The 23,575-nt window shown below is 48.6% G+C and carries 24 protein-coding genes; 20 read left to right on the forward strand and 4 right to left on the reverse strand.

Going from position 1 to position 23,575, the window contains the following annotated elements:
• Nucleotides 1–8 precede the first annotated feature (8 nt).
• From ACH19P_RS18590 to ACH19P_RS18685, 20 genes are all read left to right on the forward strand, one after another.
• A complete protein-coding gene (locus ACH19P_RS18590) occupies nt 9–827 on the forward strand; it encodes a phage baseplate assembly protein V (RefSeq protein WP_462160121.1) in 819 nt (272 codons plus the stop codon).
• Nucleotides 828–839: 12 nt separating this feature from the next.
• Entirely contained in the window at nt 840–1,244 is a 405-nt protein-coding gene (locus ACH19P_RS18595; RefSeq protein WP_462160122.1) for a GPW/gp25 family protein, read from the forward strand.
• Complete coding sequence (locus ACH19P_RS18600; RefSeq protein ID WP_462160123.1) at nt 1,237–1,839, forward strand: hypothetical protein; 603 nt, start codon at nt 1,237–1,239, stop codon at nt 1,837–1,839. Before ACH19P_RS18595 ends, ACH19P_RS18600 begins: the two co-directional genes overlap by 8 nt.
• The gene (locus ACH19P_RS18605; RefSeq protein ID WP_462160125.1) at nt 1,817–2,590 is read left to right on the forward strand and encodes a hypothetical protein; all 774 of its coding nucleotides are present in this window, start codon (nt 1,817–1,819) and stop codon (nt 2,588–2,590) included. The genes ACH19P_RS18600 and ACH19P_RS18605 overlap by 23 nt, the downstream gene beginning before the upstream one ends.
• Before the next feature lie 63 nt (nt 2,591–2,653).
• Nucleotides 2,654–2,803: a hypothetical protein gene (locus ACH19P_RS18610; RefSeq protein ID WP_462160127.1), complete on the forward strand. Its 150-nt coding sequence runs from the start codon at nt 2,654–2,656 to the stop codon at nt 2,801–2,803.
• 37 nt (nt 2,804–2,840) lie between these two features.
• Nucleotides 2,841–3,920 (forward strand): hypothetical protein, encoded by a 1,080-nt coding sequence (locus ACH19P_RS18615; protein ID WP_462160128.1) that lies wholly within the window; start codon nt 2,841–2,843, stop codon nt 3,918–3,920.
• Entirely contained in the window at nt 3,890–4,321 is a 432-nt protein-coding gene (locus ACH19P_RS18620; protein ID WP_462160130.1) for a hypothetical protein, read from the forward strand. The genes ACH19P_RS18615 and ACH19P_RS18620 overlap by 31 nt, the downstream gene beginning before the upstream one ends.
• Nucleotides 4,290–5,441, forward strand: coding sequence for a baseplate J/gp47 family protein (locus tag ACH19P_RS18625; RefSeq protein ID WP_462160211.1), 1,152 nt, complete (start codon nt 4,290–4,292; stop codon nt 5,439–5,441). The genes ACH19P_RS18620 and ACH19P_RS18625 overlap by 32 nt, the downstream gene beginning before the upstream one ends.
• The gene (locus ACH19P_RS18630) at nt 5,434–6,870 is read left to right on the forward strand and encodes a phage tail protein (protein WP_462160132.1); all 1,437 of its coding nucleotides are present in this window, start codon (nt 5,434–5,436) and stop codon (nt 6,868–6,870) included. Before ACH19P_RS18625 ends, ACH19P_RS18630 begins: the two co-directional genes overlap by 8 nt.
• A gap of 4 nt (nt 6,871–6,874) precedes the next feature.
• The gene (locus ACH19P_RS18635) at nt 6,875–7,144 is read left to right on the forward strand and encodes a hypothetical protein (RefSeq protein WP_462160133.1); all 270 of its coding nucleotides are present in this window, start codon (nt 6,875–6,877) and stop codon (nt 7,142–7,144) included.
• Nucleotides 7,145–7,158: 14 nt separating this feature from the next.
• Nucleotides 7,159–10,182 carry a DUF6519 domain-containing protein gene (locus ACH19P_RS18640; protein WP_462160134.1) on the forward strand — a complete coding sequence of 1,008 codons (3,024 nt, stop codon included), beginning with the start codon at nt 7,159–7,161 and terminating at the stop codon, nt 10,180–10,182.
• Nucleotides 10,183–10,506: 324 nt separating this feature from the next.
• Entirely contained in the window at nt 10,507–14,103 is a 3,597-nt protein-coding gene (locus ACH19P_RS18645) for an eCIS core domain-containing protein (RefSeq protein WP_462160135.1), read from the forward strand.
• Nucleotides 14,104–14,540: 437 nt separating this feature from the next.
• On the forward strand, nt 14,541–15,122 hold the full coding sequence (locus tag ACH19P_RS18650) for a c-type cytochrome (RefSeq protein WP_462160136.1): 582 nt from the start codon (nt 14,541–14,543) through the stop codon (nt 15,120–15,122).
• A gap of 6 nt (nt 15,123–15,128) precedes the next feature.
• Nucleotides 15,129–16,397 carry a cytochrome-c peroxidase gene (locus tag ACH19P_RS18655; protein ID WP_462160137.1) on the forward strand — a complete coding sequence of 423 codons (1,269 nt, stop codon included), beginning with the start codon at nt 15,129–15,131 and terminating at the stop codon, nt 16,395–16,397.
• A 72-nt stretch (nt 16,398–16,469) separates the two neighbouring features.
• Nucleotides 16,470–17,993 carry a parallel beta-helix domain-containing protein gene (locus ACH19P_RS18660; protein WP_462160138.1) on the forward strand — a complete coding sequence of 508 codons (1,524 nt, stop codon included), beginning with the start codon at nt 16,470–16,472 and terminating at the stop codon, nt 17,991–17,993.
• A gap of 66 nt (nt 17,994–18,059) precedes the next feature.
• Nucleotides 18,060–19,199 carry an aldehyde dehydrogenase family protein gene (locus tag ACH19P_RS18665; RefSeq protein ID WP_462160139.1) on the forward strand — a complete coding sequence of 380 codons (1,140 nt, stop codon included), beginning with the start codon at nt 18,060–18,062 and terminating at the stop codon, nt 19,197–19,199.
• Nucleotides 19,132–19,518, forward strand: a complete 387-nt coding sequence (locus ACH19P_RS18670) for an aldehyde dehydrogenase family protein (RefSeq protein ID WP_462160140.1) — start codon at nt 19,132–19,134, stop codon at nt 19,516–19,518. Before ACH19P_RS18665 ends, ACH19P_RS18670 begins: the two co-directional genes overlap by 68 nt.
• A gap of 270 nt (nt 19,519–19,788) precedes the next feature.
• Nucleotides 19,789–20,361 (forward strand): RDD family protein, encoded by a 573-nt coding sequence (locus ACH19P_RS18675; RefSeq protein ID WP_462160142.1) that lies wholly within the window; start codon nt 19,789–19,791, stop codon nt 20,359–20,361.
• Nucleotides 20,362–20,400: 39 nt separating this feature from the next.
• Nucleotides 20,401–20,739 (forward strand): ankyrin repeat domain-containing protein, encoded by a 339-nt coding sequence (locus ACH19P_RS18680; protein WP_462160143.1) that lies wholly within the window; start codon nt 20,401–20,403, stop codon nt 20,737–20,739.
• A 113-nt stretch (nt 20,740–20,852) separates the two neighbouring features.
• Nucleotides 20,853–21,596, forward strand: coding sequence for an MBL fold metallo-hydrolase (locus tag ACH19P_RS18685; protein ID WP_462160144.1), 744 nt, complete (start codon nt 20,853–20,855; stop codon nt 21,594–21,596).
• Nucleotides 21,597–21,619: 23 nt separating this feature from the next.
• Here the strand turns inward: ACH19P_RS18685 and ACH19P_RS18690 are convergent, their stop codons facing one another.
• The 4 genes from ACH19P_RS18690 to ACH19P_RS18705 all read right to left on the reverse strand — a co-directional run bounded on the left by ACH19P_RS18690 (nt 21,620) and on the right by ACH19P_RS18705 (nt 23,549).
• Entirely contained in the window at nt 21,620–21,934 is a 315-nt protein-coding gene (locus ACH19P_RS18690; protein WP_462160145.1) for a hypothetical protein, read from the reverse strand.
• Nucleotides 21,935–22,082: 148 nt separating this feature from the next.
• Nucleotides 22,083–22,682: a TetR/AcrR family transcriptional regulator gene (locus ACH19P_RS18695; RefSeq protein ID WP_462160146.1), complete on the reverse strand. Its 600-nt coding sequence runs from the start codon at nt 22,680–22,682 to the stop codon at nt 22,083–22,085.
• Nucleotides 22,682–22,984, reverse strand: coding sequence for a hypothetical protein (locus ACH19P_RS18700; protein ID WP_462160148.1), 303 nt, complete (start codon nt 22,982–22,984; stop codon nt 22,682–22,684). Before ACH19P_RS18700 ends, ACH19P_RS18695 begins: the two co-directional genes overlap by 1 nt.
• Nucleotides 22,974–23,549 carry an alpha/beta hydrolase gene (locus ACH19P_RS18705; RefSeq protein WP_462160150.1) on the reverse strand — a complete coding sequence of 192 codons (576 nt, stop codon included), beginning with the start codon at nt 23,547–23,549 and terminating at the stop codon, nt 22,974–22,976. Before ACH19P_RS18705 ends, ACH19P_RS18700 begins: the two co-directional genes overlap by 11 nt.
• Between the last annotated feature and the right edge of the window lie 26 nt (nt 23,550–23,575).

Raw genomic sequence — 23,575 nt, forward strand, 5'->3', positions numbered from 1 at the left:
AACGAGTTATGCCCACAGCACTTGAGCAAACGGTCCAACAAGCGAAGAACAAATTCTACGGCAAGTACCGAGCGTTCGTGGTGAACAACCAAGACCCCGAACATCGTGGCCGCGTTCAAGTGGTAGTGCCATCTGTATTCGGTCAACAAGAAAGCTTCTGGTGTTTACCCTGTTTGCCCTTTGGTGGCTTGGACGACCAAGGCTTTTTTATGGTGCCCGAAGTGGACGCCCAAGTCTGGGTTGAGTTTGAAGAGGGTAATACCGATATGCCGATTTGGACAGGGGTATTTTGGCAACCACAACGTCCTGTGCCTGATGAAGCCAAAAAAGCATCGCCGACCACCCGCATTATTAAAACACCCAGTGGCCACGTGCTGCAATTCGATGACGATACCGATGCCGAAAGAGTGATATTGAAGCACACCATTGGCAGCGAGCTATCGATTGATGAGAAGGGCACCACCGTGCTCGCCGACCAAAACGGCGGCAAACTCACGCTCGATGCCGAAGCGAACTCGGTGACGTTAGAGGATGGCAATGGCAATAAAATGGTGATGAGTGGCAGCACCACCACAGTCAGTGATGGCAATGGCAATGAAATAGAGATGTCGGCGGCGGGAATTAACGTCAAAGGCAATATGGTAACCATTGAGGGTAGCCAAGTCGCTATTGGTGGCATGGGCGGCGAGCCGCTTATCAAAGGCGCTAGTTTTTTGGCCATGTTCGCAACGCATATGCACACCTGCTCAGCGCCAGGCGGGCCGACTTCACCGCCTATTCCCCAAGGTGAAATGAGCACCCTCACCAGCAAAACAACGGCGCTATAGGGAGTAACCGTCATGAGTCGACTAAACCAACCAGACTATACGCACTTTCCTTTGCAGTTAGGGCTTGAGGGCGGAAAAACGACCCAGCGCATAGAGCATATTCGTCAGAAAATTGCCCAAGTGTTGTTTACAGAACCCGGTGAGCGCTGGTTTAGGCCTGAGTTTGGCGCTGGGGTAAAAAGATTAGTTTTTGAACCGCAGTCGACCTTGCTGTGGCAAATCACTAAACAACACTTGCAAAGCAGTTTGATTGACGCGCTCAAAGGCGAGGTTAGCCCGAAAGATTTAGACATAAATGTGGGCGCCGATGCGGATTTTAACGAGCGATTAGTGATTCAAATTAGTTATCGCCTCTCGGCGTTGAATCACAGTGAGACCTTGGAGTTTGAAATCTCAGGAGGGAGCGCTCATGGCTAATACGCCCACACCTAAATTGAATTTCAGTGCTGGGTGTCGCGACTGTGGATACCGAGAAGTTGCCTTGCCCAAACCCATGCCCACTATTGGTGATGATTTTGATTGGCTGACCCGCGACTACGATGGCTTTCGCCTCTTCATGATGGAAGAGTTGGCTGCGCGCTTCCCTGAACGCAGAACATGGTCGCCCGCAGACATTGAAGTCATTTTAGTTGAAGCACTGGCGGTGGTGTTAGACCAACAATCGGACGCCCTCGATAGAATGCACAACGAGGCATTTCTTGACAGTGCAAGACGCCCAGACAGTGTACGCAGGCTGCTAAAACTTATTGGTTATGATGCGGTGTATCAGCATTATTTACCGACTTGGTCCAGTGCCCCGTTAGTTCAGCATTTACTGCAATATAAAGGAATTAATACCGAAGACTTTGACTTTTCGTTGGATTTAACCGACAGCGCGAATGTACAAAAATTATTGCCGCAACTTGGTAAAGACAAAGATTTTTTGGGTGCTAATCCGAATATCAGCGACCCAGTTGTACAAACCCAGCTATTTGATTTGCTCGGCTATCATGAGGGTCACAACGCTTGTTGAAGCGCTCGACTTAGACATTGCTGAGCATCGTCTCTTTGCCACTGAGCAATTGGAAAAACAATGGCGCGACAACACGCATTTGATGGACCAAGCGCGTGCCCGAGGCCCCAGAAAATTGCACACTAATCGGCGCATGGTCACCTTGGATGATTATCGAGAGCGCTTGGAAGATCACCCCGCAGTGCTGCGCGCAGCCAGTGTGCAAAAATGGCAAGGGTCGTGGTACACCATTTTGGTTACCGCGGTGTTGGCCAACAACGCTAACTTGGATGATAGCGTTGAGTCGGTGCTATCAGGATTAGCGCTGGACGAGTTTAAGCAGCAAACCAACCACTTTCATCGTGTTAATCAACTCGCGCCCATAGATTGGACTGAGTCGTTGACTTTTCGCAGTGTGCTGAAAGCGCTCGTGGAAAAGTTTCGCATGGTGGGTCAAGAAGTGTGGCTGCAAGATGCCATTGCCGTTGGCGTATCTATTTCATTATCTATCAAGGTCGCACAGAACTACTTTCGCTCTGAAATTCAGCAGTCTATTAAGCAGGCGATGAGCAATGAAGCCGAGGGCTTCTTTGAACCGGGCAGGTTGGCATTTGGCGCCAATCTTTATGCCAGTGATTTAATAGAGTGGCTGATGGCGATAGAAGGGGTTGATGCGGTGTGCCTTAACCAGTTTAAACGCGTAGGTAAACGCTATGCCGACCAATCCGGCAGTGGCGTAATTCGCCTCTGGGGAGCAGCTCGCCCGTTGTGACAACGACCCGAAACGCCCTGATATGGGCTTTTGGCGCATGAATTTACACGGAGGGTTAAGAGGATGAAAGACTTAACTCGCTGGAACCGCGCAGGCTTGAGCAAATTCGCATACATAGAAGGCAATGCCGCGACCTATCAAGAAGATCTCAGACACAGCCTGAGGGTACTATTTCAACAAGACGAAAAAAGTACTGGCATGGCTCGGCGATGAGGCCAATGACGCGACCATTCGCCAGTGGCAACAACGTTTGCGCGAACAGTATCAGCATGAGCGCCGCGATTATGTGTGGGAAATACTGCGAACCTTTGCCCGTGCCGTGCATATGTTGGCACATACCGTCGATGCCTATGCCAACGAGCGATATATCCGCACCGCCACGCAATGGGATAACGTCAGAAGACTGGTCAATATGCTGGACTATCATCCGGCGCCGCCGGCATCGGCGCAGACCTATGTTGCACTTATCGCCAAACAAGACGAGCAAGCAATAGGCACCGTGGAGCAAGGTTGTGCTATTAAAAACAAACCCCAGGATGGTTCAACGCCGTTAATCTTTGAATCATTGGCCGATATTGAGGTTGATCACCGCCTCAATGCGCTCAGAGCACCCGATTATAATCGCTCGCCCGATAAAATTTGGCTCAGTGGTGCCTTTTTCAACTTCGAGCCAGCGTTAATGCCAGAAGGTATCAGTGTCGGTGACTACGCGGTGTTAACTGACCACATCAAGGCCATCGCCGTCACCATCGAGGCAATTAACAGCCACAGCCTGACCCTTAAGAAAATTGATAAAGAATTCACCAGCGGTTATTTAAACCTGGCCGACCTCACTCTAACAACCGCCAATGACTGGCATGAGTCGCCAAAATTAAACGGCACTGGCGTTATCCAAGTGGACCAAATTGATACTGTAAAAATCAACGATGTGTTGGCCTTTTACCACAGCGGCAGTTACCGCGTACGGCGTGTTATCGCTATCAATAGCGAACGCGTGGAGTTAGATAACACCGACAACGTCGGCACCAGTGAAAACTTTTATCTGACCAGCGCATCGAAACCGCAAAACACCGAATATGGTCATGATTTTGTCTACCCAAAAGACCGTAAAAGCAGCAAAGTCTGGCTTGATGACGGCAACCTCAGCGCTAGGTCGCCGTCAGTGCAAAGAGCTGATCCCGACGATGCCAGCTCGGCGGTATTGCATGACAAGCTGGGGGGTCACTTGGCGGCAAACTCTATTTCTTGCCAACTGGGGCGAAAAAAGTGTTCTCGGTTAAATCGCTCTCACCCCATGCCATGGAGTTTTCCGGTACCGCCAAAGGCTTAGCCAGTGGTCAGAAAATCTTACTGAAAACCCTCACAGGTGATTGGTATTGTCGCACCATAGGAGCTATCACTGAGCTGGAGCAAAGTTTTCAATTAGCGTTGACGCCTAGCCTGCCCTCGGGCAAACGTTGGACCTACGCCATCGGTCATTTTAAAACATCAACACATGCTCAAGGCCATGACATCAACAACACCAGTTTGTGTACGCTCGCGTCAGACACCACCAGTGATATTGAAGTGCAGCTCGATACCCTGCCCGAGCCATTAATTTATGGGCGTATGCTATGGGTCGTCAGCGACACCCAAGCGCAACTCGTGAAATTGCTAAAAACCGAACAAAATCAAAGATCAAGGTACGGTTACCTTGTCGGTGTCGCCACCGCTACAGAGTGGCCAATTTAGTAAATCAGCCACCGTGGTGTATGGCAATGTGGTGTGCTTTGGCCACGGCGAATCCAAGAGTGAAAACGTGCTCGGAGATGGCGATCGCGTGGTCAGCCAACAAAGCTTTGTTTACCAGAAAAAAGACGTGGCTTTCGTGCAAGACACCGAGTTCTCCAGTGGGGTGAAGGCAGCCGTTCGTATTTGGGCAGACCAACGCGAATGGACCCAAGTCGAGAACCTAAGAAACTCTGAGCCAACAGATACACACTATCAAGTGCAACTGACTCAAGATGGGTTTATCAAGGTCACTTTTGGCAATGGCATGTATGGCCAGCGCTTACCCACAGGCACGAATAATGTGCGTATTCAGGCTCGATTTGGCAATGGCGTTAAAGGTAATTTAGCGGCTTTTGAACTGGTTAAAATGAAGCAGCCACACCGGCTGCTATCTGCTGTTGTGCAGCCTGCACAATGCACAGGCGGTGGTGATTTAGAAAACCAAGAGTCAATTCGCAGCAACGCACCTGCCTCGGTGTTAACGCTGTCGCGCGCGGTTTCCGTTGCTGACTTTCAAGCCCTCGCCAAGCGCCAAAGTAGCGTATGGCACGCCCATGCGTATGCGCTCGCCCCCAAACCTGGCTCGGCAGACAGTCTTGCTGTGGTGATTGTGCCTGCCGGCGGCGGGGCATTAGGTGAAGTGCAACAAACTCTGACCGCCACGCTAATGAATCAAGCGCAGCCAGGCGTCAATGTGGTAGTGAAACCCTACCAGCCAGTGGTGTTGTCATTAGATATTAGCATTCGCGTCGATGCACAAGCGTATAACCTAGATGATGTCACCGCGGCGGTGCGTGCAGTGCTGAATGACACTTTTAGCCTGCAACATGCCGAGTTTGGTAAAACTTTCTACCGTTCACAACTTTACCAAATCGTAGAGGCCGTTGAAGGGGTCGAAAACGCGGATTGTGTGATCAATAACACCTTCGTCGATGAAAGCGGCGCGCTAGTCAGTGGCGTTAAAACGTATCTTAGCAGTGATGGGTACATTCGCAATATCACCCCGAACAAAGAGCAAATCATCTTTGTGAACGCCAATGTGTCTGCGCCGATTATCCGTACGGAGGTGTTCAATGGCTAAGCGCACTTTAACCTTGTACGACGTCTTGCCTGAGTACATTCGCCAACAAGACAGCAACTTGCACACCTTGAAATTGCTGCGCAGTGCGGATGATTTGCTCGACCAAGTGCACGAAACCTTGCAGCAATACTATGCCGACAACTTTGTTGACCAACCCGATCACTCAGAGCCTGCTCCCGCGTTTGATAAAGTCAGCCAAGATTGGTTGTTACCCTATTTTGCCGACTTGCTTGATGTTCGTCAGGTATCCCCCCTGATTGAAGGGCGACGCGATGAAATTACCCACGCGATAAGTTGGCGCCAACGTAAAGGCACCTTGTCTGTGGTCGATGCAGTGGTTGAAGCGGTTGGGCAATGGGAAGCGGTGGTGCAGGAGGGCTGGCAGCGTGTTGCCATGACGCCGCGCTTTGAGCAGCCTTTATTGCCAGAGAGCTACTTTGGCGCTGCACCCGCCCTCAATCGCGACATTCCTCAAGAAATGGCGCGCCATCCTGGGTTGGCCAGTGTTACCCCAGATTTTCGTCGTGGCAGTCGCGCCGTTGTGGATGAAAACAACATTCCTTCAAGCCAAGTCAGTAACGTGTATGGCGAGTCTATGAGGTGGCGGCAATATTATCCTCACGGTGTGCCTTGTCATCATCAGCGTGTTGATTTAAATGGTAATTATAACACTGCGGCGTTTGATGACGTGTCAAAACGAACCCCCGATATACGTGATAGTAACTGGCAAGTTGGCCACTTTCATCCACGTAAGGTTCTTATTCATGTGGTGCAACCGCAAGGTTTTTTCCAAGCGCAACGTGTGCGCATCACGTGGAAGCAGCAGTGGCTAACAGAGCCGACGTTGCCGTCGAATAAATTCCTTGAGCACATCTGCCTTTACTCTAAGCTGTCAGCGACGGATAAACCCATCAATTGGGGCGGCCCCTTTGACCCAGCCTTGGTGTTTGAAAACCGTAATATCCATGTTTCGCCTTTTATGGCGGTGGAACTCATTGGCCGAATGACCAAGGGCGCGCCGGGGGAAGACGACCCCGAGTATGTGGATGACGCCATCGTTGAAGCGGACCCATATTCGGTGTGGCAGTTTGCTGGCATTATCTTGAAAAGCCACTTAACGCTGCACAGCGGCAGAGCCCAATTCGATAAGTGCGCAGTGAACAAAGCCGAAGTTCACGACAGCAACGATGACACCCCCGTAATCAACGCCACCAACACCTTGTTCAAAGAAGTGCACGCGGCCACAGGCTTGGTGCGACTTGAATATTGCACTGTGTTGCAACGGTGTTTAGCGGACTCGTTGCAAGCCAGCGATTGCATCTTTAACGGCTATGTACACAAAGACGTCCCCAACGATAAAGCGCCATCACCTATGTGTATACGCTACAGCCTTATTCGCGAAGATCAAATGGCCGCTCGGCGGCAGTAAAGACTTGGTCAAACACTTTGCTAATCAGCGTCAACGACCCATTTTCTTTAGCGAAAAATTTGGCGAAGCAGGGTGTGGTGTTATTCACCCCGCCACTGACGATGACGTGAAATACCGCGCAGAAGACAGCACCGAACCGGGTGCATACCATTTTCTGCAACTTAGCCTGCGTTTTGATGCTGTGCAGGAAAAACTCAAAGACTATCTGCCCGTGGGATATGACGCAGTTGTGATCCCAGATCAGCACCTCAGTCGTCTTCCTGAAACCCTTTAAGACATGGAACGAATATGAAAACACAAATATCACGTCGAAGTTTTAAAGCAAACCAAGGTTATTCCGGCGTTTATCAACAAATGGGCCGGATGATTACTGATGCTGACTGGAACGAACTTAACGACATCGTAAAAAGCAGATTGGCAGACGCCTTGGTGGATGTTATTGGCAGCGGTATTCCCAAAGACCAAGGCTTAGTACGACAAACCTCGCCCGACACCTATGAACTGCAGTGGGGGCAAGTTTATGTGGATGGTATCGGTGCCGAGGTGCGCGCCGACGCTCATCAAGCGCCGACTTTTACCTTTGACCAGCAACATGATTTTCCCGCAGTACCTGCACTGAGTGCGGGTGAGCACAGGTTGTATGTCGATGTGTGGGAGCGAGCGGTTACCCATCTGGAAGACGCTAGTTTGTTGGACTTTGCGCTCAGAGGCGCAGACACCTGCACTCGCACGCAAGTGATGGCCCAAGTTAAAGCATGTAGCACGGATTTTTCGCGCGAGGATATTGAAGAAAATGAGCGACTTAATCCGGCGATAGGCAACCAGAGAGTCAGTTTATCGATTCGTCAGGGGCAGACCCTCAATGATCCCTGCGATCCCTGCTCAGAAGAGCTTAATATCCCCGAAGACATAGGCAATTTTCTGTTTCGTGTGGAAGTGCACGAGGTGCAATGGAATGGCGACACCGATAACCCCAAAGTTGTTGGTTTAACAATAAAATGGTCGAGCGAGAATGGCGCCGAAGCCTATGAAGTGTCGCAAAACCCCATCGGTTTTAAATCAAGTCTGTGGGCGTATGAATTCTTTCGCGGTGCCAGCGATTTGCCTGATCAGCACATGCGCAGCGAAAAACACTTAGGTCATCATTTGATGGCGGGTTTTAGCGCTGAACGTGGCATTTTGACAGACGGCTTTAAACCCGAAGAGGCGCCGGGCAGAGATCTCGTGCGTCGCTGGGATGGCTTCGCCCGTTTTAGCTTTAATGGCACGCAGTGGCTTCTTGATGAAGGGTACGACAGGGGCAATGAACTGAGCACTGGGCTCAGTGACACCACACATTGTTATGTGGAAATTGGCGCGCAGACCAGATTCAATTTAGAGAAAATTAAGCTTGTTATTGACCTCGATGATCCCATCGCTGTGGCGGGGGATTATTGGTTAGGCGAGGTGCGAGAAACCATTCATAACGACCAATCACAGATCATAACCGAGGCCTTGCCTGATGGCATTGTGCATCACTATTGGACGCTTGGCACGGTGCGTGTGGAAGAAGTGGACGGCGAGAGCATCATCACTGGGTTTATGCCAGAGCAGCAGCTGTGCCAGTCGTTCTTGTTTCCTGCCCTGACCGACATTAATGCGGCTAACGTGTGCTATGCAGTGCCGCCTTGTGGCGATGCGCAACAGCACAGTGTGCGCAGCTTATTGGCAGAAGCCCTTGTAAACGATTTTCCAGATGCTGGCAGCACCACTAAAGTTAAAGCTATCCTCGATGCGCTTTTGTGCAATCACAACGCCACAACACTGCCGCTAGAGAAGAACGAATACCTCTGTACGTCACTTAGCACCCCAGATATTCACAGTGTGCAAGACGCACTCAATGAGCTGTGTAAACGCGAAGCCGATGGCTGCGCCACCTTCACGGTATTCCCGCGCAAAGGGTGGGAAAAGGTGTTTAACGAAATAGGTAAAGGCCAGGATGCGCGTATTTGTTTTCGTGAGGGCGACTACCCCTTGACTGAGCCTGTGGTTGTCAAAGGCAAGGGCCATTTAACCTTGAGCGGCGCTGCTAAAGGCACCCATATTTGGTCTAAAAATCATGAAGCTGCGTTGATTTTTGATAATTGTGCCAGCGTTGCTATGCGGGCTATGTTTGTTGAGGGCAAGGTGGCCAACACCCACGATAAACATATCACCCACCTTAATGGCGCTGTAACGTGCAGTGACTGCGCCAATGTAAGCATTGAGGACATGACCCTCAAATGCGCATCGGGTATTAACACCGCGGCCACCTGTTTGACTATCACCCACTCAGGCAGTAGCAGTGGCAAAGCCATGATTGAGGACTCGCATTTTGCCGTGGGTCATCGCCAAGTGGCCATGTTATTGCTGAATTTAAGTCGAACACATGTCGATAATAACCACGTTGTCACCACCGCCAAGCCTAAATCGCTGAGCATTAATAATCAGCTGAAAGACCGGCGTTTGGCGGCACAGGCGAGAAAATACCTGATCAATAAAGGCACAGTGCGTAATTTTGAACAAGCGCCCACCCGAGCGCAAAAAGACATTCAAATGCGCACGCTAGGGCAGCGTCGGATCATGATAGATTCGCCGGTTGCCGCGAATATTTGGCGCGAGCAATTGACACTCGCAGCCGGCGAAAAAACCGTAAAAACGAATAATGAGCTGCTTTATTTGGCTAAATCAGTCGCCGATAAAGCGCTGTTTGATAGCCGATTTCGTTTAAATAATGTGGCTTTTTTGAAATGGTTCGATGAACTTAAGCTGCAAAACCCATCGGTAGCATTTAAAGGCATCATTTGTGGTGGGCGCGTCGCCAAAGAAGTGCGCATCATTAATAATACGTTTGATGGTGTGCAAGAGGGCATTCATGTCGGTGTTGGTGATAAAACCGATAAGCGCCGTTATGTTGCAGGCCGCGTGGTGATTGAAAACAACAGCATTAATGTGCGCGTACCACCACTTATTGTGCACCGACGCGGTGGTATTTATGTGGGTAATTGCAATCATCTGTCGTTGTCGCAAAACCATATCAGTGTGCAACGCTTCAATTGGACCAGTAAAACCGAGGTGGAAGCCATTCGCGTCTATGGCTATCTGGGCATGATGGCCACCATAGATAAAAATTACGCAACCGGTTGTACCACAGGTGTGCGTTTTGAAGCACTGAATGCAAATTACGAAGAGCGCTATCAATACCTAATTGCCGACAACATGATGCTGAACTGCCAACACATTGTGCGCTCAGAAATTCTTAAGTTGTTGGTTCTTCGCAATAATCGAAAATAAGCAGGTAAGTGGAGGGTGAGAGATGAATACACTGAATCAAAAAAAGTGGTTTTTTTTGCATCAAACTCGCCCTTTGTGCGCGCAAATTTTAGGTTGTTGGACTACACTTTTATTTCGCGCCAGACCTGTTGGTGCAGGCATACCGGTAATGGGTTGTGTTGGACAAGTACGGACATGGTTTCGAGCTAGTTTAAACACGTATAGAACAGAGTCGGTAGAGGGTTCAACACCCTTGAACAAGTATTGTGATTCAAAGTCGCAATGTATAGAGCGGGGCAGCAGATGGCTCGCTTTTTTATTGCCTAAAGAAAAGTGGTGCGCGCCATGAGCCACTTAACCCACGCCAACACCACCACAGATAAAACCCCAACCATAGGCCGCCAGCGCAGCGCGGACCCTGCGCGCAAACAAAGCGATGCGGTCAATGCCATTGTTGCAGCGAACAAAAATGCGGGAACTATTCAATGCAAAAAGACTAAACCGGAAGAAGAACTCGATGCGCCAGTGCAGCGAAAGAAGGCCGATGACGAAGAAGACAAAAAAACGCTGGTCAGTGGTGCACAAGCCAAAGCATCTACAGCGCACGATTCTGACCCTTACGAACGAGAAGCCGACAACATCGCCAATCAAGTGCTATCAGGGGCGCGCAAAGACGCTATTCATGCGCTGAGCGCACGTTCGATGGGCCACAAGGGTAATAGTGCGAGTGTGGCGTCTAAAGAAAATGATAATCAGGCACCTGAGCCAAGTAATGGTATAGCGCAGCGGGTGCGAGCATTGCAAAGTGGTGGCACCTCGCTGGATAACCGCGACTATTTTGAATCGCGCATGGGCTATGACTTTAGCAATACCCGCATTCACAACGATGCCAACGCCCATGATTTGGCCCAATCCATGGGGGCAAAGGCTTTTACCTACGGTAATCATGTGGTGTTTGCCAAAGGGCAATATTCGCCCCATAGCCAAAGCGGTAAACACCTGTTAGCACATGAGTTGACCCATGTGGTGCAACAAGGGGCGGCCTCCTCGAATACACCGAGTGCGCCGCAAATTCAAAAAGCCGAAGACGAGACGGTGGAAGAGGTGATCCCAGATGTTGCCGGCAATAAAAATACCGGCTTAGTTGATAGAAGTAACGCTGCGGATCCCACCATTACTTGGGCAAATTTGAACATCCCGCGTTTTAAAAATCGAGATCATCGCGGTGCTCGCTACAGCGCCGTTCCTTATATAAAACGCGGGCGAGGACGCCGCGTTGACCGCACAGGTGATAATGATCCCGCACAGCGCACAAAATGGCTCACGCAAGTCAGCGCCACGAATATTCAAACGGCACTAGAAGAGAAAATCAGAACCGCCAACGCGGGGGAGATGCCACAAGGTAATACCCACGTTTTTGAAGTGCGAAACTCGGGTGGGCAGAACCGTTATTACAGCGGCACGCTGGAGAACCTAGCATCCGAATTTAGGATCCCAACATGGGGCGGTAAGGGGACGCGAGCCACGCCAAAATTCTTCCATGTTGACCATATCGTGGAATTGCAATTAGCCAATTGGCCGCACGACACATTCGGCAATGACATGGAGAACATGGAATTGTTGGACGGGCCTAAAAATCAAGAATCGGGTCGAATTATTCGCGATAATATCGTGAGTAAAATCAATGGTTTTATTCGCGCTACTGACTCCGATTACGGCGATAGCGTTAATGACATCAAAGAGAACTTCACCCTTGTTTTTGAAGGTGTGACTGGCTCTGGTGCACCGTCTGTGACGCGCCCTGATTATTGGACGAGGGCTGAAATAGAAGCGGGCGAGCACCTTAATTCGGTGACCGCCGCAGACCCAACAAAAATTGGCGGGCCGGGTTTAGTGCGGGTGTTCTCACGCCCAAGTGGCGGGGTGAGCAAGAAATTTACCTGGACAGGCAACACCACCGAAGAGCAAGCCGTGCCATCGGCGGTGCAAGGCGAGCGTTATTGGCTAGATCCTTTGGTTATTACTCATAAGTATTTTAAAACCGACCCCGAAGAAGACACCGACAGCAGCGATTTTGGCTATTTACGCGTTCACGTATCGCAACGAAATAAGGTGTTTCAAGAGACTGAACCGACCGATGTGCCTCTGAGTCGATTTATTGGCGCCCGTTATGGCGGCGCACTCCCTGATACGGTGCGCACCACAATCAACAACCTCAAAGCTAAATACTTTAGCCCAGTTGAATGGGATCAAGTGGAAATCTATGGCGATCAGGGGGTTGTTGCCACAGGGTATATTAACGTCTCACTGCCGTTTTTCAGCGACAGTACGCAAATAGGGCTAACGCTGGCCAACGGTGATGTCAGTGCATTTAAAGAATTTACCGCCGAAGACATTAACGTGCCTGCGCCCTTTACTATCAGCGAATGTGCGCTGGTGGCCTCCTATGGCGCAAGGGCTGGATGGGGATTAAACGGTAATGTGAACTTTGGTATCGATAACGTCGGCAGTGGTGAAATCACCGCGGCAGTTGGCCAAGAGCAAGGCTTCAGTGCCGCAGGCTACTTTGATTTTGAATCCGAGTTATTTAATCCGGCGCGACTTGAAGTGGGCTATGAAAATGAGCAATGGCGTTTCGGCGGTCATGTAGGCGTTGAGGAAGGCATTATTCCGGGTGTAAGTAGCGCCCAATTGACGGTAAATTGGGCTGAGGACGTGCTTAGCGGTAATGGCAATATCGAGTTCACCTATCCTTGGCTGGATAGCGGCACGCTCAACTTTAGGCACTCTGTGACTGATGGCTTCTCCCTGGGTGCCGAAGTAGGCTTAACCAGCGCGGTTCCTGGTTTGCAATCGGCGACGTTGGGTACCAACATCAGCAAAAATGAAGCGGGAGCGTGGAGTTTAGGTGCGTCCATTGAAGCCGAAATTGATACCGCGCGTATACCTGGTCTCAACAGCACCACACTCACAGGGGAAATCCAAGACGGTATTTTCACCGCAGGTTTGGAAGCGGAATTTGAGCGTGACATTGCCACCGGCACTGTGAATTTAGGAGTGACCAATCAGGCCCTTGATGAAAATGGCGAACCGATTGAAGGGCAAGCCACCGAAGACTTGGTGTTCTTCGGCAGTGGCGACATCAGTTTGCAGCTCACCCCTTGGCTTGAAGCCAGTGCCGGTGTGACGTTCGACAGAGAAGGCAGTATCAGCATTCGTGGCGGCATAGAAGTAACCGAAGACATAGAAATCCTCAGCGATGAACAAACACCCGATTTAGATGTGCCCGAAGCAAGTCGCCCCGGATTCGACGTAAATATTCCGCTTTTGAGCGCCGGTGTTGCCGATGTGGCGCTGGATTTAAAAGGCGAGCTGAATGCCTATGTGCACACCAGTCCTTTGATCCTCACCGATGTTGGCCTTGATGTGTACTACGAGTTTGATAATCCCCAAGCAACGCGTGTGGATGGCAACGCCCGTTTACACATGGATGCCCAAGCTGGTGTCGCGGGTGAATTGGAACTCGGTTTATCGGCGCGCATTGTGGTGCTCAGAGGCGGTGGGCGCATTGCCGTGACGGTTGGCGCCGAGCTGGATGGCAATATTGACCTTAGTGTTCACCCATCATGGAATGTGAGTGAAGGCTTTGCGGTTACCGGCGAGCTGAGTGCCGTTGTGCAACCTGTGGTGTATGTCAGATTAGATGGGTACCTCTACGCCGAAATTGATGCCCTTATTGGTTCTATTGATGTATGGGAATCTGAACGATTGAACTTGGCGGATGAACGTGTGCCTTTGGATATTCTTGTCGGCGCCACAGCAGAGGCGAGTTATCGGCAATTGCCGAACAGTGAGCTAACCTACAGCGGCATCAATTGGGTGGTGCCAACCGCCGGTGAAATGAAAGATGCTTTGATCAGTTTTGTCAGGGGCAAGGTGTAGGCTAAAGGCTGTGGCTCCTCAACCTTTGCAAACGCCTTATAGACAACTCATCCCCCAACGCACTTGTTGATAATGTGACTATTTGCCGCGGTTTTTACGGGTAAATATTTGGCTGCTTACGTGCGTATTGAATAAATAGTAGGCACATTTTTGCTTTTTTAACGCCAAACTGCTGTGCCATTCAGTTATTTTAACTTATTGAATTATAGTGTTAATTTTTGTATTTCAAGGAATGCGTTACGCAATTTTTAGAATTCGTCAGACTTTTTTTGGAATTCGTCAGCTATTTTCAAGCGCGCTTTTTATAGTGGGGTCACCGTAACTTGTGAGTGTGCTTTGCTATGCGATGTTTCCTGTGTTCAACACGCCAATATTACACCCATTTTCTTGCACTAATGAGGGCAGTCATTAGCGTAAGGTCAGTATTATTTTTCAGCGTGTTTGCTTCTTCAATCGCTTGTGCTCAGTCCACTCAAACACCAGAGCAGTATCAGCAATGTGCTGCGTGTCACGGTGCATCGGGTGAAGGGAATCACTCGCTTAATGCGCCAGCCATTGCGGGGCTTTCGCAAACCTATCTGGCGCGTCAGTTACTTAACTTTCACTCCGGTATACGTGGCAGTGACTCACAAGACACGCTAGGCCAGCAGATGCAGGCGATGACAAAGGCTTTGGATAAAGACAAAGACATCCCAGTGCTCGTTGCCTATTTGGCCAATCTCACTCCCCTGAATGTAGCGCAACAAACGCAGGGTGATTTAACCAATGGCAGCCGTTACTACCAAGGTAAATGCGGCGCCTGTCATGGTGGCCAAGCGCAGGGTAATGAGGCTTTTAATGCCCCACGTCTCGCTGGCCAAGATATTGATTATCTGAAAAGACAAATGCACAACTTTGCCAATGGCTTGCGCGGTACACACAGCGAAGATAAATACGGTCGGCAAATGGCGATGATGGCCAAAACGACCTCAGGCAAAGAGCTTGACGACATCTTGCATTACATCGCGGTACAGGAGTAATTGGCGATGAAAAAGTGGGCGCTGTCATTCACTGTGAGCATTGCGTTGGTTAGCTCTTACTGTGCAGTGCAGGCGCTTGGGATTATGCCACCGGACCCAGAGCTATATGACGTCGATGAGCACGTAATGTTATCGTCAGCACACGTTGATGATGAACGCTTTTCCTTATCACAGCGCTGCCCACCGAGTTTCGAGTTGACCGACACTGGGGTATGCAAACTACTCACCCAGTATCAATTTTACAATTCAGTGCAAAACAAAGGCTTGGGCGGCACCAAAACGAATTTACCGCCCCATCGCGATGGTTTTACCCCCGCACAAATCGATTTAGGTCGGTATCTGTTTTTTGACCCGATTTTATCCAAAGACGGCTCCTTGTCCTGTGCCAGTTGCCACCAACCGGACAAAGGTTTTAGTGATGGCGAAGACCGCAGTGTTGGCGTCACGGGTGACAAGGTAGCGCGCTCAGCACCCACGCTTTGGAATGTGGCGTTTTTAGATAAGTTCTTTTGGGATGCACGCGCAAAAACCTTGGAAGAGCAAGCCATCGGCCCATTGTTTGACCCTAAAGAAATGGGCAACACGCCAGAGCAATTGTTGGCTACATTGCGTGGTAATGAGCAATATACCAGCCTGTTCGCACAGGCCTTTGCCGATGACTTTGCGCAAAGTAATGATATTCAATTGCCGCAGGTATACACCGCGCTGACGGCGTTTCAAACCTCACTTATTTCACTCAATAGTCGCTACGACCAATACGCCCATGGTTATCATGAGGCGCTGACACCTCGCGAAATTGCTGGCATGAATGTGTTTCGTTCATTCGTAGCCCGTTGTGCTGAGTGCCATCAACCGCCGCTGTTTACCAACAATCAAGTGGCCGTAATTGGCGCGCCAGAGCCAGAGGGTCGGCCATTTGATATTGGCGCAGAGAAAACCTACAACGCCCCAAAATTGCGTGGCGGGTTTAAAGTGCCAACGCTTAGAAATATCACTAAATCAGCACCTTATATGCACTCTGGTCGTTACGACAACCTCCTCGACACGGTGAAGTTTTATAACGACGGTCGCGGCAATGCGGTGCCCGAAGACCAAGATTTACTGCTGCATTGGCATATTTCAGAACCTAATTTAACCGATGAAGAAATGCAGTTGCTGGTGGAGTTTATGGGTGCACTAACAGATGAAAGCTTAACGCCACCTATCCCTAAGCAAGTGCCCTCTGGGTTGGCAGTGGTTGATGAAAAGTATGCCAAAAGCCGTGCAATGCAATAACACGCGTCGTGTTTGCCAAGCACTTAAAACAATAACCAAAAATGACATTAAATTGATAATGCGGAGAAAACTATGGCGACTAAAAAAGTAATCGGTGTGCTGCTGGTAGCAGGCGCCTTTGCCGCAGGGGTGTATTACGGCAATAGTCAAAACGCGGCACCGGTGATCACCAATAGTGCAGGTGGCGCCAGTTACGGCGGCGGGTACGATCAATCTAAAGATGCGGAGCTGCACGCTTCAACCAAGAAATCAGCGGTACAACAGCGCACTGAAGTGGGCGAAATTCATGTTGTTAATGATGGGGGAAGTATCATGGCGGCGGTACAAGCGGCCAAACCCGGTGACACCATTCAAGTAATGCCGGGCACTTACCATGAAACCGTCTATATCGATAAAGACGATATTCGCATTATTGGTGTGATTAAAGATGGCAAACGCGCCACACTCGATGGCAAAGGCGTGCTCAACGACGCATTTTTGTATTCGGGTAATAACTTTGTCGTTGAGAACTTCCTGATCACCCGATACAAGGGGAATGGGGTAATGGGCCAAGCGGGCAATAACTTCGAGATTCGCAACAACATTATCGAAGATACAGGCGTTTACGGCATATTTCCTCAGCTTGGCAAGAATGGCATTGTTGAATACAACGTGATCTCAGGCATTGAAGATGCCGCAATTTACGTCGGTATGAGTGATAACATTCATGTTGCTCACAATGATGTGTTTGAGAATGTGGCGGGGATTGAAATTGAAAACTCACGTCACGCCATTGTTGAAAACAACAATGTGTATAACAACGCTGGCGGTATCTTGGCGTTTATCACCCCAGGTTTACCTATCAAAACCACCTACGATGTGATCATTCGCAATAACTTTATTTACGATAATAACCACGTGAACTTCGGCGCACCGGGCTCTATGGTGGCGAGCATTCCATCGGGTACGGGCATCTTGATTATGGCGTCCGATGACGTGGTGGTTGAGAACAACCTGATAAAAGACAATAAAACCACGGGTATTCTTATTACGGATTACGCCAACGCACCGGGTGTAACCACTGATCCAGAATCTGACCCCAATCCAGATGGCATTAAAATCTTAAACAACATGATGTACCACAACGGCTACGACACCATAGATGAAGTTAAAGCCTTGATGCTAACTGAGCTAAAACAAGGCCAGCCGGACATCGTCCGTGTGGGTAAGTCGAATGATAGCTGTATCATTAACCGCCATCGCTATGTCACGGTGGGCGTAAATTCATGGGCCGAATGTGACTTCACTAATACGCACACTATCATTACCTATTTGCTTGATGAGCCAGTGGCACCACGCGTCATTGACCCCTCAGAGCGCGGCAAAGTGGTATACAACGGTGTGTGTGCTGGCTGCCATACTTACACAGGGCGCATGATTGGCCCACCGGTGCAAATTATTCAGGCGCTGTATATGGATAACCCACAAGGGATTGCGGATTTCATCGCTAACCCAACCAAAAAGCGTGAAGACTACCCAGAAATGCCGCCACAAAACTATCTCGACGAACAAACACGTCTTGCTGTAGCGAACTATTTGTTGGCGCAAACCAAGTAATACGGAACCTGAGCTGAGCGAGTCAAACGTCCCCTGAGCGTTTGACTTGCTCTTTTTACCCTAAAGATGATGAACAAAGCACTGATGCAAACAGACACTCCCACGTTACAACACGACACATCCGTAGCCCACTTGCACGCTTTGTACGATGCTCAGCGCGCTAATTTTGACAGTAATCCTTACCCGCCGATCGATGAGCGTATTGACCAGCTAAAGCATCTGAAACAGGTTATTTTGGCGCACCAAAACGACATAATTGACGCTATTAGCGCAGACTTTAGTCATCGCAGTGGCGATGATACTCGTTTGGCTGAGTTACTGACTTTCGTAGAAACCATAGATAATGCGCTGCGTAACATCCGTAAATGGACTAAACCGAGCAAGCGCAAAACGCCCTTGGTCTTTTTACCGGCGAGCAACAAGGTGATTTACCAGCCATTGGGTGTGGTGGGGGTGATGGTACCGTGGAACTACCCTTTGTTTTTGAGCTTAAGCCCGCTTATAGCCGCGGTAACAGCGGGAAATAGCGTATTGCTCAAGTTGTCTGAGCATACGCCACACTTTAATCAGTGTTTGCAGTCCTTATTGGCCAAGGTGTTTTCTGAGCGCAAAGTGGCTGTGACGATGGGGGCCGTTGAAATTTCAACGGCGTTTACAACTTTACCATTTGATCATCTGTTTTTTACCGGCTCAACGGCGGTTGGCAAGCGGGTGATGAAAGCGGCGGCGGATAACCTCACCCCCGTGACGCTGGAACTGGGCGGTAAGTCGCCGGTGATCATCACCGACCATGTCGACTTAGATATGGCTGCAGAGCGCATTTGCTTTGGTAAGTCGTTAAATGCTGGGCAAACCTGCGTGGCACCCGATTACGTGCTATGCCCAGTGCATAAGATGCATGAGTTTGTCGAAGCGTATAAAAATGCCTTTGCCCGCATGTATCCTCGCGTACAAGACAATCCAGACTATGGCGCTATTATCAATGACGCGCAGCTCCAACGTTTGCAGGGGCTTTTGGCCGGCGCCAAACTCAGCGGTGCCAAATGTACCTCAGTTAATCCAGCCAATGAGTCCTTTGAAAAATACGCGCAAAATGCCCCCTGTATTGATAGAAAATGTGCCTATAGACGTGCGCATTATGACCGAGGAGATATTTGGCCCCTTATTGCCGATTATTCCTTATCACACGCTCGAAAAAGCCATTGATTTTGTCAATGCGCGACCGCGTCCGTTGGCGCTATACCTATTTAGCAATCGTAAATGTGAGCAACAGCAAGTGCTGTACACCACGCACTCAGGCGGCGTATGCATCAACAACACCATGACCCATTTAGCGCAGGCGGATTTACCGTTTGGCGGCATCGGTGAGTCGGGAATGGGGCACTACCATGGCTATGAAGGTTTCCAAACGTTTTCCAAAGCCAAAGCAGTGCATAAACTCGGTGCCTTAAACGGCGGTAAGTTGCTTTACCCTCCTTACACAAAACGTATCCATGAGCTTTTTTATCGGTTGTTTATTCGCTGAATAATGCGCTGAAATACGGGGAAATAGGCACTTAGAAAGTAAGTTTCTGTATACAAGCTTTCTCGTTTTGATGGCCTTTTTAGTGTGCACACGTTACTCTTTAGTGAATAAAAAGAGCCACTTAAAGGCCGTATTTACACAGGTTTGTGTTGAAGGAAGTAACATTTAATGGACGTAATGCCGAACTTTTCTAGCTATTCTCGCACAGAACTTCTCGATGTTTTGGAACACCTCGATAAGGATGCTTATCCAGAAAGATATGAGGAAGTCATGTCTTTACTTAATGATCCAGAGCAAGTTGCGCAACATGTTGAACAAGTACAAAAGCATATTAAAGTAACAAGATATTCTACGTTTTGGCGACGCTTCTGGGCTGCTTGCATAGATGGCTTCTTCTTCGTGATAGTGCTTTACATCGAATGCAAATTACTAGGCGTAGAATTTGATTCGCAAGATAGGTTTTTGCAGGCATTAAATGGTGTGCAATTAGCCATTTATGCGATTTTAATGCACGGTTTTTTTGGCCAAACGCTGGGTAAAATGGCGATGGGGGTGAAGGTACTCAACCATGACACTGAAACTCGTATTACCCTTAAACAAGCTTTGCGCAGAGAATCAGTGAATTTATTTTTGAACGTCACTTGGGTTCTGTTTATCCTTGCGATTGCTATTTCAATCGGTCTTTCAGGAGCGGTATCAACTGGTTTCACAGTTGCGATTGTGGGCTTTAGCTTATTGACCGCATTGTGGGGCTTATCAGAGTTTGTAACTATGCTGTTCAATGAGAAACGTCGTGCTCTTCATGACTTTATCGGTCGGACTGTGGTCGTTCGGGTTGATTAGATTCTTAGTATATTCGAGTCAAAGGTAATGTCATTTTCGTTGGACCAGAAAGTAATTTTTGCAGCTCGAGGCTGCAACCTCGAGTTGTTAAAGGAGCGTATTGCTTGTGGTGGAAACATCAATTACCAAGACACAAAATATGGTTCTGCCCTCATTTCTGCTATTAACAATTCAGATTTTCCCATGGTTCTGTTTCTAATTGAAAATGGTGCTGATGTTAATGCTGAAAATGCTTATGGCATTGTTCCTTTGGAGGTAGCATTGCAACAGTCAACAGATGAAATTGTAAGGATATTAGCGTGGTCTGGTGCTCGGTTAAAAAGTCGTTCAAGGCCACATTGGCGAGAGCGATTAGAACTTTGTTTGAGAAATAGCTGACGCCCTAGACAGGGTTGATGAGTCGAATTAAACACTGTATTTGCCAAATATTTGGCTTGATTTAAACCTAGCGTTTTACACTTCAAACTCAACAGGATGTATCTCACATAAATATGAAAATCCACCAAATACCAGGCTATATCCAGTCGATTTACTTTGCCGTTTATGAAGATAAAATCCTGCTGCTTGATGGCTGTTGTAAGGCCGATGTTGCTGGTATCGAGCACTACATTCGCAATGAGCTTAGGCGGCCGATGGAGCAGCTAAAAGCCGTGGTAGTGACTCATATGCACCCAGATCATGCTGGGGCTGCGAACACGCTGCAACAGCGCTTTGGCTGTAAAATCATTTCAGGTGTTGCACAGGGGCAGTGGTACAGTGGTGTTGATGGCTGGCTGATGTATTTAAGCGACATATTGTTGACTTTGTGGGTGGCAAAGCGGATGAAAAAGCCAAGGCAGCACATTTGGTATATGCCAAAGATCAACGCGGACCATTGGCTGAGTCACCAAGACGTAATACCGGGATTCGAAGATTGGACGGTAATTGAAACTCACGGCCACACCGACAGAGATATTTCACTCTTTCACACGCCGACACGCAAAGTCTATGTGGCTGATTTAGCGGTGAAAGTAAAAGATAAGTATATTCCACCTTTTCCTATTTTCTACCCCAGCCGGTACCGTAATTCGCTGCAAAGGATTGAGCAATTAAAGCCTACGAGTGTCATTCTTGCTCATGGCGGAGAAGTGACCATGAGCCATGAACAATACCTGCATTTGCTTAGCCTAGCGCCACAGGTGCCGTTAACACACTGGCGTGCAACCAAAGCAAAGTTGAAAAAGTTGTTTCGATGAGCTGATTTAAACTGCTTTCGACATTATTCCTCTTCTTCGTCATCCTCTGCGTTAAACACCAAGTCCTGCATTTGTTGCGGGGTGAAAACAAAAAAGTATAAATCATCGATGGTTGAAAGCATCTTGCCCACAAGGTTTGGGTAATCGCCTACATCGATATCGAGCCAATAGCCCTCTAGCACACCACTTTTTATCGGGAAATAGACACTTTCACTGGTAGGCACTGAACCCACTGAGTCAAACACGTAATCACCATAATGTTCATGCACGGTTTTAACTAGGTCACTTTGTTGCTGTTTTCGTTGCCCAAGCTGGGCCATTAAATCTGATTCTTCCATGCATTGCTTCTTCAATTAGTTGATACGCCCAACACTGATTTTTGTCGTGTTGTTCATACAGTCTAGAGTATTCATTTTTATCTGAAAACGATAGCCCAAAAATACGTTAAATAAGGTAGAGACAAACGGTGCCTTAGCACTAAGAAAATTAGCCCTGATAACGCAGCAATAAACGCTCAACACAATTTTTAAACATGTCGTCAGCGGTGGTTGATGATGATACGGTGTGTTTGGTGAGCGCATGACCCAAGTACAGGCTGTACAATTCATAGGCAATCGTTTCACTGTCTATATCGGTGACAAAACGGCCTTGTTCAATACAACGAGTTACTCGGTGGTTGAGGTAATTGATGAGCCTGTTTTGCTGTTCGATTGTAAAGTCTCGGACCTGCGAATCAGGCCTATTTTGGAACTCCGCAACCGCCTTTAAAAATGGGCAACTAAATTGATATTCATTGAACATTTCAATCGTCCAATTAACCCAATTATCAAGTAAGGTCGCTAAGTGGTCTAACGGGTCTTCTCGCCAAGAAGGACGAACGACTCGCTCGATAAAAAGCGCTTCGCCATAGGTAAGAATCGCAATTTGCATATCTTCTTTATTCTTAAAGTGTGAAATCACGCCGGTGCGAGACAAATTACAGAGCTTGGAGACCGTGCCAATAGTGACATCAGCAAGCCCAAAGCGACTGGTATGCTTGATACTCTGCTTTAGAATCTCTTGGCGGGTGCGTTCACCTTTATTCATTAAGTCGACAAAACCTGTGCAATATTACGGATAACGTTAGTATCTCCCAATATACGACTATGTCCAAGCCCCTCGGTTTCGATCAGCGGCGTATTTGCGTGTTTTAGGTATTGTTCTATATCCGCAAAAGGCGCGTGTCTATCATTTTTGTCATGGATAAAGGTGATGTCCAAAGTGAGTTTGTCGGTGCTGTTCTCAAGGCTCAATTGCTGCCAATCCTTACCATATTGGCGAGCGACTGAATCGAGCACGCTTTTGGTTAAATTGCGTGAAATACCGAATTGCTCAATCTTATTGAACATTGATTGAAAGAACTGTACGGGAGAGGAGATCAAAAATAATCTTCTTATCTTCGAGTAGCTGATGCGGCAAATTTAATGTTGCATACGCGCCCATTGAATGGCCAATAATGGCCTCAACATGCAGCCTTTCTTCTGCAAATTTACCAAGTAGTAACTCCATGGTTTCAATGAAACTCAGTAGATGCGATTTATTTCCTGACGACTTGCCGTGCCCGATATGGTCAAGCGCCGCGACGAGGTAACCTTGCTCGATTAGGGACCTAATCATACGTTGGAAGGAATAGCTGTTGTCTGCCCAGCCGTGGCTGATGACAACCAACTTATCACCACTACCAAAGAGATTAACGTGGGCCACTCCAATAGAGGTCATGATATTCATTTCTCGGTGTGAGGGAAAATCTTTGAAGTCGTATTCTCGTTTACCTCTTGGCTGCAGCAGTATTCGATTGCCAACGGATGCACTTAGACGCGGTGCGAGTTTACTTAAAACAGACGTGAGCCCCCGTGTAACTGAGGTCAATCCCAGTTTGTGACCAGAAGACTCATTGAAGAAGCTAAATTTCATTAATGTGATCCTTTTTTAAATAGTAC

Source organism: Pseudoalteromonas sp. GB56, from assembly GCF_054923835.1.